Below are 16,631 nucleotides of genomic sequence, written 5' to 3' on the forward strand. Positions count from 1 at the left end.
GCACGCCGTGGGCACGTCGCGTATACCACCGCATCCGGCCCGGAGCCCAGGCCCTCGGCGTGTTCGGGTCGACACCCGAGGCGTAGATGCGCGCGGCCGGAACGTCGCGGGTGCGACGCAAGATGGGCCACGCCGTCGAGCTCGCCGCCGCCCTGGGCACCGACCCGGTCGACCAAGCCCTGGGGCTGGCCGCGATGGCCGGCCGGTTCGCCGAACCCGACCTGGACAGCACCCGCGACCCCCTCTCCGCTGCCGGTCCGGCCCGTGACGTGGTGCTGCCCGACGAGACCCACTCCCCCAACCCGGCACCTCGGGCTGGCACCGCTTCGGCCAACACGACCAACACGGCCAGCACGACGACCGGCGGGGAGGTCGGTGCTGAACGCCCCCACCGCGCCGGCGTTGCCGGACGAGCTCGACCGGATCCTGCGCCGGATGCGGCTGCCCTACCTGCGCAAAGCCGCCCCGGACGTCCTCGCGACCGCGCGGGCGCAGCGCTGGGACCCCGCCGAACTGCTCAAGGTGCTGCTGCATGAAGAGGTCGTCGGACGCGACGCAGCAACCCGACGCCTGCACCGCAAGAACGCGAACTTCCCCACCGGCAAGACGTTCTCCTCCTGGCGCCCGGAGAAATCCTCGATCCCGAACCCACCCAGAACGCCCTGAACACCCTGGAGTGGATCGGGCGGGCCGAGAACCTGGCTGTCGCTGGCCCGTCCAGCACCGGGAAGTCGCACTTCGTCGAAGCGTTGGCACACGCCCCGATCGAGGCCGGCCTACGGGTCGCCTGGTTCACCCTCGAATCACTGACCGCCACCCTGGGGCGGGCCAAGGTCGACGCCTCGATCGCCCGCACCGTGTCGAGGATCCTGCGCGCCGACCTGATCGTCGTCGACGACATCGGCATGCTGCCCACCGGACTACTGGAGTCGGTGGCGATGTCGGTGACGTCGGTGAGGCGTCCGGTGACCACGTCGAGCACCAGCGCCACCACCTACGGATCCCCGCGGGTCTGGCTGGAGCTGCGCCGCCAGGGCGTGCACGTCGGGCGCAAGCGCGTCGAGCGGATCATGCGCGGGCACGGCCTTCAGGGTGCGCACCTGCGTCGCGGCTGGAAGGGCGGCTCGACCCGGCAGAACCCGGCACACCGCCCAGCGCCGGACCTGCTCGAACGCGACTTCACCGCGACCGCGCCGAACCGCGTCTGGGTGGCGGACCTGACTCGCATCGTCACCGGTGAGGGCGTGTTGTGGCTGGCCTCGGTGCGCGACGCATTCTCCAACCGGGTCGTCGGCTGGGCCACCGACCCGCGAGCCACGACGGTGCTGGTGCTGACCGCGCTCAACCACGCGCTGCGCTCCCGGAGCCTGCGTCCCGGTCAGTTGATCTTTCACAGCGACAAGGGGGCTCAATACACGGCGCTGCGGTTCACTCAGCGCCTGGTCGACGCGGGTGTCGCCCCGTCGACGGGCTCCACAGGGGACAGCTATGACAACGCCCTCGCCGAGAACCTGTGGTCCACGCTCAAGATCGAGCTGCTCTACTGGCCCGGGACGACCTTCGCGACCCGCCGCGAGGCCGAGCATGCGCTGATCCGCTACCTCGACGGGTGGTACAACCCGCGCCGGATCCAGGCCCTCCTCGGAGGGCTCTCACCCGACGAGTACGAAGACGACTATCGTCGCGCCCAGCGCGACGCCGACAGGTAACCCGCACTCCGGCAAACCGGGGGAAGCTCAACTCGGACATGCCCAGTTCCCCACCACCGTCACCGGTTACGCCGCGCTGCTGGCCTGGTTACAGGCCTTCGGGTTGCTGGTGCGGGTCGGGGTGGAGGGCACCGGCGTCTACGGCGCCGGCCTGGCCCGTCACCTGCGCGCGGGCGGGATCTCGGTGGTCGAGGTCGACCGTGCGGATCGCAAGACCCGCCGCTGGCAGGGCAAGTCCGACCCGGTCGATGCCGAGGCCGCCGCCCGCGCCGCCCTGGCCGGGCGCGCCACCGGCACCCCCAAACACCGCGACGGCCGGGTCGAGGCCCTGCGGGCACTACGGGTAGCCCGTCGCTCCGCGGTCGCTGCACGCGCCCAGGCCCAGACCCGAATCCGGTCTCTGATCATCACCGCCCCCGACGAACTCCGAGCTGAGCTCGCGCCGATGGGGTTGCGCGAGCTGTTGGCGTACTGCGCGACCCGCCGCCTGGACACCACCTCCTGCGACCAGCCAGATGTCGCGACGCTGGTCGCGTTGCGCTCCCTGTCCCGGCGCCACCGCGAGCTCACCGTCGAGATCGACGAGCTCGACTCCCTCCTCGCCCCGCTGACCAAGGTCATCAACCCCGCCCTGGCCCGGCTCAACGGGGTCGGCCCGGACGTCGCCGGGCAGCTGCTGGTCACCGCGGGGGAGAACCCGCACCGGTTACGGTCGGAGGCAGCGTTCGCGATGCTCTGCGGCGCCGCACCACTACCCGCTTCCTCCGGGCGCACCCACCGCCACCGGCTCAACCGCGGCGGTGACCGCCAGGCCAACGCCGCGCTCTACCGGATCGTGCTCTGCCGTCTGCGCTGGGACCCCCGCACCCACGCCTACGCCCACCGCCGCACCACCGAGGGCATGAGTAAGAAAGAGATCATCCGCTGTCTCAAGCGCTACCTCGCCCGAGACATCTACCGAGCGCTACTCACCCCACACGACGCCGCGCCGGCTGGTTGACATCCATAGGAGCATCCCGGCCGGGGCCCGGTCCGCCGGCCGTGTTCACTCGTCCGCGAGCAGCTCGCGAACCCGGCGCAGCACGTCGAGCTGGGCAGGGTTGTAGAGCTCGTGCATCGCCTGCGCCGCGACCTGCTCGGCGAGCCGGTCCTCGGGCCGGTTCCCGGGATCCGAGGTGACGGCCAGCGCGTGCTCCTGCCGGATCCGCCGGATGTGCGGCGCCATCCGACGGGCGAGATCGGCGCGGACGTCGGCGTCGGCGTCGGCCGGGAGCTCGTCGAACTCGCCGTCGGTCGGGTCCGAGGTCGCGGAGCGCAGCAGCTCCGAGTAGGCCTCCAGCCGCTTCGGCCCGAGCACCCGGCTCATCACCAGGACCAGCGCCCGGTCCGCCTCGGTCAACTCGCTCCCCGGGACCATCCCGGCGGGCAGGTCGGGGGACGCACGGTGCCGCAGGATCAGGCCGAGTTCGATGCGGGCCCGCTGCAGTTGCTCGATGGTCGCGGCGAGCTCGGCGTCCAGCGTGCGCAGCGCCTGTTCGGGGTGGTGGTCGTCGTCACCCATCTCGGCGATCTGGGCGAGCGAGAACCCGAGATCGACCAGCCGCTTGATGCGCAGCAACCGGACGAGGTGCGCCACCCCGTACTGCTTGTAGCCGTTGGCGAGCCGTTCGGGCTCCGCGAGCAGTCCGACCTCGTGGTAGTGGCGCACCGCCCGCAGGCTGGTACCGGCCAGGTCGGCGATCTCACGGGTGCTCCAGGCCATGGGCGCAGTCCACACCGTGCCCCGACGGCATGGTCAAGCGTGGGACGTCAAGAACCCGCAACCGGGACCGGTGGGGTCGGTGAGTCCGTTCCCGGGCCGGTGTCGTCGGGGTCCGGCAGGTCGTCCAGCTTCCGGAAGGCAGGCGCGGCGAGCGCGACCACGGCTGTGGTCGCCGCGATCGCGGCCAGCACGATCCCCGCGACGCCCAGCCCGGCGGCCGAGGCCACCGCGGCGACCGGCGCCCCGGTCAGCGCCGGGGCCGCCAGGACCAGCGTGTTCTGGGCACCCAGCACCCGGCCGCGCATCGGGTCCGGGGTCGCCTCGATCGTCAGCACGCCCAGGACGGCGGCGACCGGGGCGTTGGTGAAACCGACCAGTGCCGCGGCGGCGAGCACCAGCCAGGGTGCGGCCAGGCTCCCGACCAGGGCGAACCCGACGCCGAAGCCGAGCATCCCGACGACGAACCACACCCGGCGCCGCACCCGTCCGGCCAGCGCGGCGTAGAGCGCCGAGCCGACGACACCGCCGCCGGCCAGCGCGCTCAGCGTCAGCCCGGTCAGCGCGGGCAGGTCCATCTCGACGAAGTAGGCGGGCAGCACCGTCGTCTGCAGCGACGCGAGCACGGCCACCAGGACCGCCGACACCAGTGTGGTGCCCAGCACCAGCCGGTTGCGGGCGAGGAACCGCCACGAGGCGACGAGATCGGACATCGCCCCGCGCAGCGCGCCCACCGCGGCCTCCCGGGTGCGCCGCACGACCCGGCCGGCCCGCGGATCCAGCAGCAGCGTCGTCACCGCGGCCAGCACGCTCGTCACCGCGGTCACCCACAGCACCGACGGCGACGGACCGAGCATCCCGACCAGCAGACCACCCGCGCCCGGGCCGGCGAGCAGCAGCACGTTGCCGAGGTTCTCCCGGATGGCGATCCACCGCTCCAGCCGCCCGGGGGTGGTGCCGCCGAGCCGCACCAGGGCGGGCAGCAACGTCTCCTGGGCGGTCATCCCGGGGATCCGGATCATCGCACCCAGCACCCCGAACACCAGGAACCACGCCAGGTTCAGTCCCCACACCAGGTCCACCAGTGGCAGCGCCGCCAGCGACACCGCCGCCAGCAGGTCGGACACCACCGCGACCGTCCGCCGGTCGATCCGGTCCACCAGCAGGCCGGAGACCAGTCCGGTCAGCGCGGAGGCGGCCGTCGACACCGATGCCAGCACACCCGCGGCGAGCACGTCCCCCGTGCGGTCGAGCACCAGCAGGGGCAGCACCACGGCGGCGATGCCCTTGCCCAGCAACGACAGCCCGTACGAGGTCAGCCACACCGCCGGGCTGCGCCGGACACCGGCGACGCTCATCGGCCGGCGGGGATCAGGCGCTTGGTGCTGCGCCGGAACGCCCACACGATCAGGATCACCGACACGACCGACAGCGGGGTGCCCATCAGCACCCTCGCGATCCCCAGCCCGGTCGTGCTCTCGGTGATGTAGAGCCACTGCTGGACCACGAACCTCGAGCCGAGGACGAGCGCGGCGCCCATCGTCGCGATGTCGTGTGCCCGCAGGCTCGGCCGGTCGGCACGCCAGTCGTGGGTACCGCCGTGGAACAGGTTCCACAGCACGCCGGTGATCGGCCTGCGGGCCACCAGGGTCGCGACGGTGAACACGAAGCCGGCGAGCGAGACCCAGATCCCGATCGCGAAGAAGTCCCGCGCCGACCCGGTGATCGCGACGAGCGCGGCGGCGAGCACGACACCGAGCAGGCTCCCGACGGCCTGCGCGAAGCGCTCACCGCGCAGCAGCCGGTACCCGAACAGCGCCAGGCCCGATCCGACCGCGATGCCAATCGTCAGCGACAGCGACAGGAACGCGTTGGCCGTGACGAACACGGCGACCGGGATCGCCGAGTAGACGAACCCCATCGGGCCGCCCATGTGGTCGAGCATCGTCATCTCGGCCGGGTCCTTCGGAGCCCCGGCCCTCCCGCCGACCCCGGCCCGCCCGGGGGTACCGACGATGGGCAGCGGCCCCGTGGTCTCGTCATCCGGTCGCGTGCTGTCCTGTCGTCCGGTCGTGGTCATTCCGTTCTCCCCGTTCGTCCCGACTTCCGCCCGGTCAGGAGACTCGATGCCGCCACGGCACACTCAACCCGCAGTGGCACACATCACCCTTGACACCTGTCCGGGTGGGTGCCGGGAGCAGGTGCACGGCACGGGGCGACTCCGGTACCGGCCCGGCGGGCTGGTGACCGCGCTCGGCTCGGACCCGTAGCGTGACGCTCCGTGCCTCCCCCGCCTCCGGTCGTCGAGCAGCGTGGGCACGGAGGATCGCGTGACTCGCTCGCCCTGACGCTGACCTCGGCGTTCAACTCCGCCGCGGGGCTGCTCGGTTTCGTGATCGCCGCGTGGGTGATGCCGCAGGAGGAGGTAGGCCGGGCCACCGAGTTCGTCTCGGCGATGCAGCTCATCGGCGGTGCCGCCCAGCTGAACCTCGGCATCGGCCTCATGCGATGGCTCCCGGGTGCCGGGCGCCGGTCGGTCCGCCTGGTGTTCGGCAGCCTGCTCCTGATCATGCCGCTGTCCGGGTTGGTCGGTCTCTGCTACGGCCTCGTCGTCCCGCGGGTGACCGAGGTCGCCGCCGGCGACGGCCCGTTCGGCTGGGGTCTGCTGCTGCTCGTGCTCGGTTGCGCCGGCTGGGGCGTGTACGTCGTCCACGACTTCGTGCTGGTCGCCGTCGGGCGCCCCTGGATCGCGGTCTGGCGCACCGGCACGTTCGCGGTCACCCGGATCGCGCTGCTGGCCGTGCTCGGCGCCGGCCTCGCCTCGCAGGGGATGGTGCTGTCCTGGGTGATCCCGGTGGTGTTGTGGATCGCCGCCGGGACCGTCGTCCTGTGGTTCGTCGTCCGCCGGTACGCCGCCGCGGGCGACGCGGGCCGCCTGCCGAGCAGGGCGTCCATGGCGGCGTTCCTGGCGCCGACCGCGGTGGCTCAGTTCGGCGCGGTGCTGCTCTACAACCAGGTCCCGCTGCTCGCGAACTTCCGGATGGGCAACGAGATCGGTGCGGTCTTCTTCATCGCCTGGCAGGCCACCGTCGTCGTCGACACGGCCGCGGTGTTCTTCACCAACTCGCTGGCCGTGCAGACCGCCCGTGAGCCGCACCGGGCCGCCGAGCTCGCCCGGTCGACCCGGCGCCGGATGCTCACAGTGTTCGTCCCGCTGCTCGCGCTCGGCGCGGTACTCAGCTGGCCGGTGCTGCGGGCCCTCGGGGAGGGGTACACGGTCGGCGCCCCGGTCCTCGCCGCGCTGATGGTGGGCGTGCTGTTCCGGCTGGTCGTCGTGTTCGAGCTCGCCCGGCGCCAGGCCGACGGCGACGGGTTCGGCTACGCGCGGCTCTCGCTGCTCAACTCCGGCCTGGTCGTCGCGCTCGCCTGGCTCGTCCCGCTGCCCGATCCGGGAACGGCGCACCCGGCGCTGGTGATGCTGCCGTTCGTCGCCGCCTACATCGTCGTCCAGGCGGCCTTCGCCGCGCTGGTCACCCTCGGCGACCGGGGGACCCCGGCCGCCCACGCCGCGGCGTGACAGGGTGCCCGCAGATCCACGCCCGTCGTCGGGTGATCGGCCGGATCGCCCGCTGTACCGGGCCACGAGGAGAGGTGATCGAGGGGTGGACGACCACGTCGCGGACTGGTTCGACCGCCGGACCTGGCACGACTCGGGGGGCTCGGTCGAGCTGCTCCGGGCGGCCCGGAACCGTCGGACCGTCTCGGTGGTCCTGCCCGCGCTCGACGAGGAGGCCACGGTCGGCGAGCTCGTCGCCGGGCTCGTCCCGCTGACCCGCGGCACCGATCCGCTGGTCGGCGAGGTGGTCGTCGTCGACTCGGGCTCCACCGACCGCACCCGGGAGACCGCCGCCGCCGCCGGGGCGCGGGTGGTCACCCGCGAGGGGGCGCTCCCGGACGTCCCGGTCCGGCCGGGCAAGGGCGAGGTCCTCTGGCGGTCGCTGGCCGCGACCAGCGGTCAGGTGCTGGTGTTCGTCGACTCCGACCTGGTCCAGGTCGACGCGGCGGCACTCGTCGGTTCGCTGCTCGAACCTCTGTTCCAGGACGACGGGATCGCGCTGGTCAAGGGCTTCTACCGGCGTCCGCTGCGGATCGGCGGGATCGAGGAGGCGACCGGCGGCGGCCGCGTCACCGAGCTCACGGTCCGTCCCTTGCTGGCCGCCCTCCAGCCCGACCTGGCCGGGGTCGTCCAGCCGCTCGGCGGCGAGTACGCGGCCACCCGCGAGCTGCTGGAGTCGCTGCCGTTCGCCGCCGGATACGGCGTGGAGATCGGGCTCCTGATCGACACGCTGCGACAGCGGGGGGTCGATGCGATCGCCCAGACCGATCTCGGCGTGCGCAAGCACCGGAACCGCACGCTGCTGGAGCTCGGGGTCATGGCCCGGCAGATCGTCGACACCATCCTGCGGCGCAGCACGCCCGCCGTGGACACGGCTGCGGGAGGCGCGCCGAGCATCGTCCAGTTCGACCGGTCCGCAGGCCGGTGGACCCCACGGGAGCACCACGTCGACGGCACGGACCGCCCTCCGATGTCCGTCCTGCGGTCGGCGAGCAGCGGCGCGGTCGCCGACCGCCACTGACTCGAGCCGACGAACGCCCGCGGTGGACCGTGGACCACCGTCACACCGATGCCCGGAACCGTGTTCCTGCGCGAGACCGCCTCGACACCGGGCCCGGATCCGGTGGTCGGGGCGGGCCGTGGTGGACGGATGACGGGGGCGCCGCGCCGAGATGCAGCCCACGGGGCGCTGAAGATCGACAATTCCCGCTGAGCCACATCTCGGCGACCCGGCGCCGCGCCGGGGTTCCACACCGCGGAGCGGCGCAGGTCCGGCGCCCGCAGCCCTCAGACCAGGTCCCGGGGCACCGACGCCGACTGGTCCAGCGAGGCGATCCGTTCCTCCCCCCGATAGGCGTCGACGGTGGCGTGCAGGTGGAACGCCTCGGCGTCGCAGGTCTGCACGGTGCGGGTCACGGCGCGGGCCTCGTGGTCACCGCGCCGATAGGTCATCGTCGTGCGGACCTCCCCGCGCAGGGAGGTGTGATCGTCACCGTGGGCGCTGTAGCGTTCCTCGACACGGTGGTCCACGCTCAGCCCGTCGGGGTACCGCACGCGCCCGAGGTCCTTCACCACCAGCAGCTCCGACACATCACCGACCAGGTCACGACGAACCTCCCAACGCTGCTCCCCAGGTCGTTCGGGGGCCACCGGGATCGGCGTCACGCCCTCCGCCGGGCCGAACGGCTCGGCCGGGTCGTCGGCGACGGCGAGATCGCGCACGGGCAGGGTCAGCGCCGAGGTCCCGGTGGTGACGGTCAGCCGCGCCGGGCGCGGGGCCGGCCAGGCCAGCGGCCAGTACGAGGTGGACAGCGAGACCCGGATCCGGTGCCCCGCCGGGAAGTGCTGGGCGACCCCGTTGAGGGCGAGCCGGACCCGGTAGCGACGGCCGGGTTCCAGCGGCTCGGGCTCGGCGTGCGAGTCCCGGTGGGTCAGGTTGCGCAGCCCGTAGGTGACCCGGGTCGCGGCGCCGTCGGGGGCGACGTCGGACAACCGGGCGGCGACCATCGCCACCGGCGCGTCCGCGGCGACCTCCAGCTCCAGCTCGGGCGCGCCGAGGATCTCCACCGGCTCGCTCAGCGGGCGGGTCTCGAACACCAGCGACCCGCCGTCCTCCTCACGCTGGTCGTAGGGCAGGTCCGGCGGCGCGTTGTAGGAGCACCACTTCCCGGCGAACTGCCCGACGGTCAACGGCGAGAGCACCGAGACGTCCACCTCGTCCCCGGTCTCACCGGGGTCACCGATCCCCCGCTCCAACAGCGCCCTGCGCTGCAACGACACCCGCGGCGACGGCCACGACGGCTCGGCCACCCAGCGGCCCGGCCGGTCCTCGTAGGACGTCGAGGGCGGCACGCTGTCCTGCATCCAGGTGTACAGCACGGGGTCCTCCTCCACCCCGGTGTCGGTGTCGGTCAGCCAGTGCCCGAACCAGCGCACCAGCTCCTGCAGGAACCCGATCGCCGGGCCGGGCCTGCCCAGGTGCGGGTAGGTGTGCGACCACGGCCCGATCAGCCCCCGGCGCGGCACCCGCAGCCGCTCGACGAGCCGGAACACGGCGTTGGAGTACCCGTCCGCCCACCCGCTGGCGGCGAGCACGGGGCAGGCGATCGCGTCGTAGTCCTCGCAGACCGAACCGTGCCGCCAGTAGTCGTCCCGGTGCGGGTGGCGCAGCCACTGCTCGACCCACAGGCCGCTGCCGTGCAGCCGCTCCAGCCACATCTCCTCCCAGCGGTCCCCCACCGCCTCCGGGTCGGGCGGCGTGGCGTTGCAGGCCAGCATCACCGACGCCCAGGACAGGTTGTCGCCCAGCAGGCAGCCACCCATGTAGTGCACGTCGTCGGAGTAGCGGTCGTCGGTGGAGCAGACGGTGGCGACCGCGCCCAGCGACTCCGGCCTGCGGGCGGCGACCTGCAGCGCGTTGAACCCGCCCCAGGAGATGCCCATCATCCCGGTCCTCCCGGAGCACCACGGACGCGCGGCCAGCCAGGCGAGGATCTCCTCGGCGTCGTCGAGCTCGCCGGGCAGGTACTCGTCGGTGAGCACGCCCTCGGAGTCACCGCTGCCGCGCAGGTCCACCCGGACCCCGGCGATGCCGTGGCCCGCGAGGTAGGGGTGGTGCACGGAGTCGCGTACCGCGGTGCCGTCCCGCAGCCGGTACGGGATGAGCTCGAGCACCGCGGGGACGGCCCGGTCGGTCTCCGGCCGCCACACCCGCGCGGCCAGCGTGGTTCCGTCCTTCAGCGGGATGCGGACGTCGTCGCACCGCACGCGGTGCGGCAGGTCGTGCGGGTCGAGGGTGCGCACGCGGCCCTCCTCACGGGTCGAACGTGAACGGGAGCAGCTCGGCGCAGCGGCGGAACCGGTCCGCCAGCTCGCGCTCGTCGCTCCCGCCGACGTAGATGTTGGCGATCTTGTAGCTGTAGTTGTCCTGGTCGGGCAGCTCGGAGAGCCGGTCGCCCTCGGCGACGATCACGTCCACAGTGGTCCCCGGCACCGAGCGCTGCACCTCGGTGATCTCCTCGGCGGTGGGGACGCGGCGGGCGACGCCGTCGTCGAGCCGGCGCAGGAACCACTTGGCGGCGACGGCGTGGTGTCCCTGCCGGTGCGGCATGGCGGGCTCCTCCCCCAGCGCCAGGCGCACCATCGCCAGGTGGTTGGGCGCACCGTCGACGTGCTCGAACAGCTCGGCGTGCGACTGGGAGTGCCGCGGGTTCACCTCCAGCACGGTCAACCGGTCGCTCTCGGGGTCCCAGAAGAACTCCACGTTGAGCGTGGTGTGGTCGAGCCCGACCCGGCGCACGATCCGCCCGGTGACCGAGGTCATCCGCTCGACGACCGTGTCCGGTACCGAGGAGGGGTAGACGAAGCGGTCCTGGCTGGGCACGTCGGCCCGGTTCACCGTGTCGACCGCGCCGAGCACGTGCAGCTCGCCGTCGCGGACCCAGCCCTCCAGCGTGAGCTGCCGGCCCTCGACGGCTTCCTCGGCGACGCAGACCCGGCCGCCGTGCGCCGCGATCTCCGGTGGCGGGTCCCCCAGGGCCATCAGCTCGGCGAACGGTTCCCCGACCCGGCCGATGCCCTCCCTGATGATGGCCAGCGCGTCCCGGAAACCGGCGGCGTCGGTCACCCGCAGCGCCAGGTCCGAGGAGAAGGACTTCACCGGCTTGACCCACATCGGGAAGGGCACGTCCGCGGGCGGCTCGGTGTCCCGGTCGGGATCGACGAGCGCGAACGCCGGGTGCTCGTCGATCACCGCGCGCTGTTCCAGACGGCTCCAGTACTTGTGCTCGCAGCGCAACACCGCGTCCAACGACGGCCCCGGTGAGCCGACGTGCGCGCACAGCAGCGGCACCATCGTGCTCACCGGGAAGTCCCAGAACCCGATCACGCCGTCCACCGGCCCCGCCCGGTCCAGCTCCGACCGGGCCTTCTCCAGCAGGTCGAGCACCGGGATCTCGTCGCCGTACTGCAGCTCGTCGATGCTCAGCAACGGCAGGAAGCGGTGGCGCTCCCCGCCGGGGAGCCGTTCCAGGATCTCGCGGTTGTGCTCGTCGAGCCCCGGGACGGCGATCGTCCGGACGCCGTCTCTGTGCTGATCACTCACGACCCGACCAGTACCCGCCTGCACCGTTCCCATGCACCGGGCGGGGAGGGCTCCCCGGACGGCCCGCGGTCAGCTGGGCCGGCTCAGCGGTCGAGCACACCCGTGACGGCGTCCACGACGACCAGGAACACGTCATCGGGGGCCTCGTCACGTGTGTGGCGGACAGCACCGGCCCACGCCGTCGACAGATCTTCACCCTCGTCCACGCGACGCTGCAACTCCCCCGAGAACGCACGTGCCGCTCGCGCGGTCGCGGAGTCGTCGCCTCCCACCGCTGCAGCCGCCGCCCCGACAGCACGTACGACGAGCTGCTGGTCGGCGATCGCGTCACCCTCGCAGGTCTCGCTGAACGCCTTCAGGCCCACGCGCCACGTCGCGGCCTCACCTTCGACCGCGAACGGCTGCCAGGCGCGGGCCGCTGCACGCAGTGCCCCACCTGCCCCGGCGCCGATCTCGTCCGCGACGCGGGCGGCGTCGGCCGCTGCCTGAGCCCCGGAGCGGAGCGAGACGAGCGTCGCATCGTCCGCGGCGTCCGTACGCCCGCCCGCCGCCGCGATCGCCTCGTAGGCGGCCCGCACACATCGCGCGTCCAGCTGCCGGGAGTCAGCGGCCTCGGTCGCCCGACCGATGTCGGCGTCGAGCGCGGCGTGGCCGAGCGCATCCGGATCGACCCCGCGGCGGAGATCCTCGGCACGCTCTCGTGCACTGGAGTGGTCGGAGCCCATGGGTACCTCCTGAAGGGATGCTGGGACCGTAGCCACATCGCACCCCGACGGAGTGGACGAACGCTGTCGGGGAGGTGAACGGCCGCGGCCGCGCGTCGCACCCGCCATCTCCTGGTCGCTTCCGCGTCCCCGCCGACCGGCCCTCCGACGCCGCCACGGCAACCACACCGGCACCGCGTTTCGGGGACGCCCTCGGGTCCCGGCCGGCTGCGAACCTCCTCGACCTCCGGCACCCGCCGGCGCCCGGTGCGCCCGTGACGTGCGGGCCCCGGAGGAACCCACCGACGGAGGCTCGACGGCTCGACGGCTTGACCGTGCCGCGACGGCCGGGTGTGACCTGGCACCGCACGGTCGAGGACGTCGAAGGGGGACCCAGGATGACGTCGATGGGCGCCGAGGACTACGCGCGTGCCGAGTCGATGCTCGAGCCCTATCGGAGCAAGGCGGTGCCAGGCGCGTCCGTGGTTCCCCGGTGGCTCTCCGACGGCCGGCGCTTCGTCTACGAGGTCGGCGGCCGGTACGTGCTGGTCGACCCGGCGACGGGTACGCGCCGGGACGCGTTCGACCACGCCCGGCTCGCGGCCGCGCTCTCGCTGGCGTCCGGGAACGCGGTGGAATCCACGGACCTGCCGGTGGTGCTGTTGGAGTTCGAGGTCCCCGGACGTGACGAGGGCGTGGTGCGCTTCGTCGCCTTCGGCGAGACCTGGGAGTTCTCCGGTGACGATGGCACCTGCGAACGGGTCGAGGGCACCGGCCCGCCCACCCGGGTGGAACTCGTCTCCCCCGACAAGGCCTGGGCCGCGTTCACCCGCGGCAGGAACATCTGGGTCCGGTCGACCGACAGCGGCGAGGAGTTCGCGCTCACCGACGACGCCGAGACCGAACACACCTACGGGGCGATGCTGGACTGGGCCGGGATCTTCCAGTGGCGGGCGCTGGGTATCGATCCCCCGTTCGTCGCCGAGTGGTCGCCGGACTCCACCCGGCTGCTCACCCACCGGCTGGACCAGCGCGGGTTGCCCGAGCAGGTGCTGGTGGAGTCCTCACCCGCCGGCGGGGGGCGGCCGGTGGAACACCGGTTGCGCTACCCGGTCCCGGGTGACGAACGGGTCGCGACGATGTCGTGGGTGGTGCTCGACGTTGCCGCCCGCACCGTGGTGCACCAGCAGGACCCGCCGGCACCGATCGTGCACACGACGAGCCTGGCGTCGCGGTGGTGGGTCGGTGGGTCGGTGTACTTCCTGCGGTACGCCCGGGACGCGCTGACGCTGCAGATGCACCGCCTCGACCCCGCCACCGGAACGAGCACGCTGATCGTCGAGGAGACCGGCCGGACCTGTGTCGACCCGGGGGCGTCGACCGTCGAACCCGCGCAGGTAAGGGTGCTCGGCTCCGGGGAGGTCCTCTGGTGGTCCCAGCGCGACGGCTGGGGTCACCTGTACCTGTACTCGCCGGACGGCCGGGCACACGTCCAGGTCACCTCCGGTGAGTGGCTGGTGCGGCGGGTGCTCCGGGTCGACGAGGGCGCGCGGCGGGTCTGGTTCCTCGCGAACGGGCTCGACGACGACCCCTACCTGCGCCAGGTCTGCCGGATCGACCTGGACGGGACCGGGTTCACCCGGCTCACCGACGACGGGTTCGACCACGACACGATCGCCCCGGCCGAGGGCGGGTACCTGTTCGACCGGGCGTCGACCGTGGCCGTCCCGCCGCGGTCGTCGGTGCTCGACGGCGACGGCCGGGTCCTGGTGGAGCTGGAGGCGCCCGGCACCGCCGAGCTAACCGCCCGCGGCTGGGCACCGCCGGAACGGTCCCGGGTCACCGCGGCCGACGGCCGGTTGATCCCGATCCACGGGCTGCTGTGGCGCCCGTACGGGTTCGACCCGGACCGCAGCTACCCGGTGATCGACCACGTCTACCCCGGACCGATGGCGTACCGCGCATCCCCCGCGTTCGACGCTCCGCCGTTCACCGGGGGGGCCGAGGCCCTCGCCGCACTCGGGTTCGCCGTCGTCGCCGTCGACGGGCGCGGGACGGCCGGGCGCAGCAAGGCCTTCCACGACCACGCCTACCGCAACTTCTCCGCCGCCGGGTTCCTCGTCGACCACATCGCCGCGATCCGACAGCTCGGCGAACGCCACCCGTGGCTCGACACCAGCAGGGTCGGAATCTTCGGCAGCTCCGGCGGTGGCTACTCGGCCACCCGCGCGCTGCTCGCCCACCCGGAGTTCTTCACCGTGGGCGTCGCCAGGGCCACCCCGAACGACATCGGCACCTACTACCCCTACTGGGGCGAGCGCTACTACGGCGAACTCGACGACGACGCCCGCCGCGACCTCGACAACGCGAACCTCGCCGCGAACCTGCGCGGCAAGCTGCTGCTGATCCACGGCGAGCTCGACGACAACGTGCTTCCCGCCCAGACCCTGCGCCTGGTCGACGCACTGGTGAAGGCCGACAAGGACGTCGACATGCTCGTCGTCCCCGGGGCCGAGCACCTGTTCAACGGCAGCAAGCACTACGTCCTGCGCCGCACCTGGGACTACTTCGTCCGCCACCTGCACGGCGTCGAGCCGCCCGGCTACCGCCTCGCCCCGCTCGCACCGTCCCTGCCCGTCTGACCTCGCGATCCATGCGGGGCCCCAGCAGCTGTCGACGGCCCGACAGCAGCGCTGATCGCTCCGTGGCGTCCACCGTGTGCAGAGAGCCACCGGCGTCACAGTCATGACCAACAGGAGGCATTCACCGTGTCCACCCCCATCCACCGGCCCAGGCCGGACGACCACGGCCCTGTCCGGGCGGCGGCGTCTCCGACACCGGTGGCCGAGCGATCGACCGCGCCCGACCTCGCCAGGGGGGTGATGCTGCTGCTCATCGCGCTCGCCCACGCCCCGTGGTTCCTCTGGACCTCCGAGCTCGGGTCGACCCTGATGCACCCGGCCGAGGGCGGGCCCGCCGACCGTATCGCGCAGGCCGTGACGATCGTGTTCGTCGACGGGCGGGCCTGGACACTCTTCGGGCTCCTGTTCGCCTACGGGATCGGCCAGCTCTACGCCCGCCGGAGCGCCGCGGGCAGCACCGATGCCGAGATCCGCAGGCTGCTGCGCACCCGACACTGGTGGCTGCTCGCCTTCGGTCTCGTCCATGCCGTGCTGCTCTGGCAGGGCGACATCCTCGGCACCTACGGGGTGCTCGGACTGCTGCTCGTCCCGCTGTTCCTGCACCGCAGCGACCGCGTCCTCAAGGTGTGGATCGGAGTGCTGCTCGGAGCCGCCGCGCTGGTCAACCTCGGCCTCGCCGCGCTCGGCCAGCTCCTGCCCTCCGGGCCGGGCGCGATGGCACCGCAGCAGCAGGTCGCCGCGGAGACCGGCTACCTCACCTCGGCGCTGCTCCGGCTGGTGCTGTGGGTGCCCTCGCCGATCTCGTCGCTGGTCGGGCTCGTCATGCCTGCCGCGTTCCTGATCGGGATACTCGCGGCCCGGCACCGCATCCTCGACGAACCCGGCCGCCACCTCCCGTTGCTGCGCCGCACCGCCGTGATCGGACTCGCGCTCGGCTGGGGCCTGGGATCGCTGCAGGCCCTGCTCCACCTGGGTGTGCTCGCGGTGCCCAACCCGTCGGCCCTGGTGTCGTTCCACCTGTTCACCGGCATCTTCGCCGGCGTCGGCGTGGCCGCGCTGTTCGGGCTGATCGCACACCGGGTCGGTGCGAGCCGGCCCCTCCCGGTGCGGGCGCTCGTGGCGCTGGGCCGCCGGTCGCTGTCCGGTTACCTCGCCCAGTCGTTGATCTTCGTACCGGTGCTGGCGGCCTGGGGGTTCGGGCTCGGGGCGCACCTGACCAGCGCCACCGCCATGCTGGTGGGGATCGGCGTGTGGCTGCTGACCGTCGTCGTCGCCTACCGGCTCGACGTCGCCGGCGTCCGCGGCCCGGCCGAGGTGCTGCTACGGCGGCTCACCTACCGGACGTGAGACCGGCCGCCCGGCGTCGTCCGTGCGAACGCCCTTACCGCCACCCCGGTCTTCGAACCCCGCTGACCGGCCCCGACCACCCCGAGGGCACGACGATGCCGTGGATATGAACGTGAAGCTGGTACACCCCGATCGCGTCGACCGGGTCGACACCCACCACCTGTCGCCGGATCCTGAACTCTGACCCCCAGGCGTTCCGGGAATGTTGACCCCCTCCCGACGCTAGGGAGGTGTTGAACGTGGAGGACTGG

Annotated in this window: 14 protein-coding genes; 8 read left to right on the forward strand and 6 right to left on the reverse strand. The window is 72.8% G+C overall.

All coding sequences use genetic code 11. The features are described from left to right. Positions 1-375: 375 nt before the first annotated feature. The 3 genes from AB0J24_RS27515 to AB0J24_RS27525 are packed head-to-tail and all read left to right on the forward strand — an operon-like array spanning position 376 to position 2,709. A complete protein-coding gene (locus tag AB0J24_RS27515; protein ID WP_358686706.1) occupies positions 376-666 on the forward strand; it encodes a hypothetical protein in 291 nt (96 codons plus the stop codon). Between the two features lie 32 nt (positions 667-698). Beyond that, entirely contained in the window at positions 699-1,709 is a 1,011-nt protein-coding gene (locus tag AB0J24_RS27520) for an IS3 family transposase (protein ID WP_358686701.1), read from the forward strand. Further along, entirely contained in the window at positions 1,678-2,709 is a 1,032-nt protein-coding gene (locus AB0J24_RS27525; RefSeq protein WP_358686703.1) for an IS110 family transposase, read from the forward strand. Before AB0J24_RS27520 ends, AB0J24_RS27525 begins: the two co-directional genes overlap by 32 nt. Before the next feature lie 45 nt (positions 2,710-2,754). On the opposite strand, the gene AB0J24_RS27530 is transcribed toward AB0J24_RS27525, so the two are convergent. The 3 genes from AB0J24_RS27530 to AB0J24_RS27540 are packed head-to-tail and all read right to left on the reverse strand — an operon-like array spanning position 2,755 to position 5,548. Beyond that, complete coding sequence (locus tag AB0J24_RS27530) at positions 2,755-3,471, reverse strand: MerR family transcriptional regulator (protein ID WP_358686685.1); 717 nt, start codon at positions 3,469-3,471, stop codon at positions 2,755-2,757. 47 nt (positions 3,472-3,518) lie between these two features. Continuing rightward, positions 3,519-4,826: an MFS transporter gene (locus AB0J24_RS27535; protein ID WP_358686687.1), complete on the reverse strand. Its 1,308-nt coding sequence runs from the start codon at positions 4,824-4,826 to the stop codon at positions 3,519-3,521. Further along, positions 4,823-5,548, reverse strand: a complete 726-nt coding sequence (locus AB0J24_RS27540) for a DUF3159 domain-containing protein (protein WP_358686689.1) — start codon at positions 5,546-5,548, stop codon at positions 4,823-4,825. Before AB0J24_RS27540 ends, AB0J24_RS27535 begins: the two co-directional genes overlap by 4 nt. A 201-nt stretch (positions 5,549-5,749) precedes the next feature. On the opposite strand from AB0J24_RS27540, the gene AB0J24_RS27545 reads away from it, so the two are divergent. From AB0J24_RS27545 to AB0J24_RS27555, 3 genes are all read left to right on the forward strand, one after another. Continuing rightward, positions 5,750-7,045 (forward strand): hypothetical protein, encoded by a 1,296-nt coding sequence (locus AB0J24_RS27545; RefSeq protein WP_358686690.1) that lies wholly within the window; start codon positions 5,750-5,752, stop codon positions 7,043-7,045. 85 nt (positions 7,046-7,130) lie between these two features. Next, positions 7,131-8,105, forward strand: a complete 975-nt coding sequence (locus AB0J24_RS27550) for a glucosyl-3-phosphoglycerate synthase (protein WP_358686691.1) — start codon at positions 7,131-7,133, stop codon at positions 8,103-8,105. A 48-nt stretch (positions 8,106-8,153) separates the two neighbouring features. Continuing rightward, the gene (locus tag AB0J24_RS27555; RefSeq protein ID WP_358686693.1) at positions 8,154-8,297 is read left to right on the forward strand and encodes a hypothetical protein; all 144 of its coding nucleotides are present in this window, start codon (positions 8,154-8,156) and stop codon (positions 8,295-8,297) included. Positions 8,298-8,371: 74 nt separating this feature from the next. Here the strand turns inward: AB0J24_RS27555 and AB0J24_RS27560 are convergent, their stop codons facing one another. From AB0J24_RS27560 to AB0J24_RS27570, 3 genes are all read right to left on the reverse strand, one after another. Continuing rightward, positions 8,372-10,387 carry a CocE/NonD family hydrolase gene (locus AB0J24_RS27560; protein ID WP_358686694.1) on the reverse strand — a complete coding sequence of 672 codons (2,016 nt, stop codon included), beginning with the start codon at positions 10,385-10,387 and terminating at the stop codon, positions 8,372-8,374. A 10-nt stretch (positions 10,388-10,397) separates the two neighbouring features. Then, positions 10,398-11,687: an ATP-grasp domain-containing protein gene (locus AB0J24_RS27565; RefSeq protein WP_358686695.1), complete on the reverse strand. Its 1,290-nt coding sequence runs from the start codon at positions 11,685-11,687 to the stop codon at positions 10,398-10,400. Between the two features lie 83 nt (positions 11,688-11,770). Then, positions 11,771-12,412, reverse strand: coding sequence for a hypothetical protein (locus tag AB0J24_RS27570; protein WP_358686697.1), 642 nt, complete (start codon positions 12,410-12,412; stop codon positions 11,771-11,773). A 386-nt stretch (positions 12,413-12,798) separates the two neighbouring features. Between AB0J24_RS27570 and AB0J24_RS27575 the strand changes: the two genes are divergently transcribed. Continuing rightward, the gene (locus tag AB0J24_RS27575; RefSeq protein WP_358686698.1) at positions 12,799-15,033 is read left to right on the forward strand and encodes a DPP IV N-terminal domain-containing protein; all 2,235 of its coding nucleotides are present in this window, start codon (positions 12,799-12,801) and stop codon (positions 15,031-15,033) included. 198 nt (positions 15,034-15,231) lie between these two features. Then, complete coding sequence (locus AB0J24_RS27580; protein WP_358686700.1) at positions 15,232-16,380, forward strand: DUF418 domain-containing protein; 1,149 nt, start codon at positions 15,232-15,234, stop codon at positions 16,378-16,380. Positions 16,381-16,631: the final 251 nt, after the last annotated feature.

The organism is Pseudonocardia sp. NPDC049635, from assembly GCF_040659795.1.
Taxonomy (GTDB): domain Bacteria; phylum Actinomycetota; class Actinomycetes; order Mycobacteriales; family Pseudonocardiaceae; genus Pseudonocardia.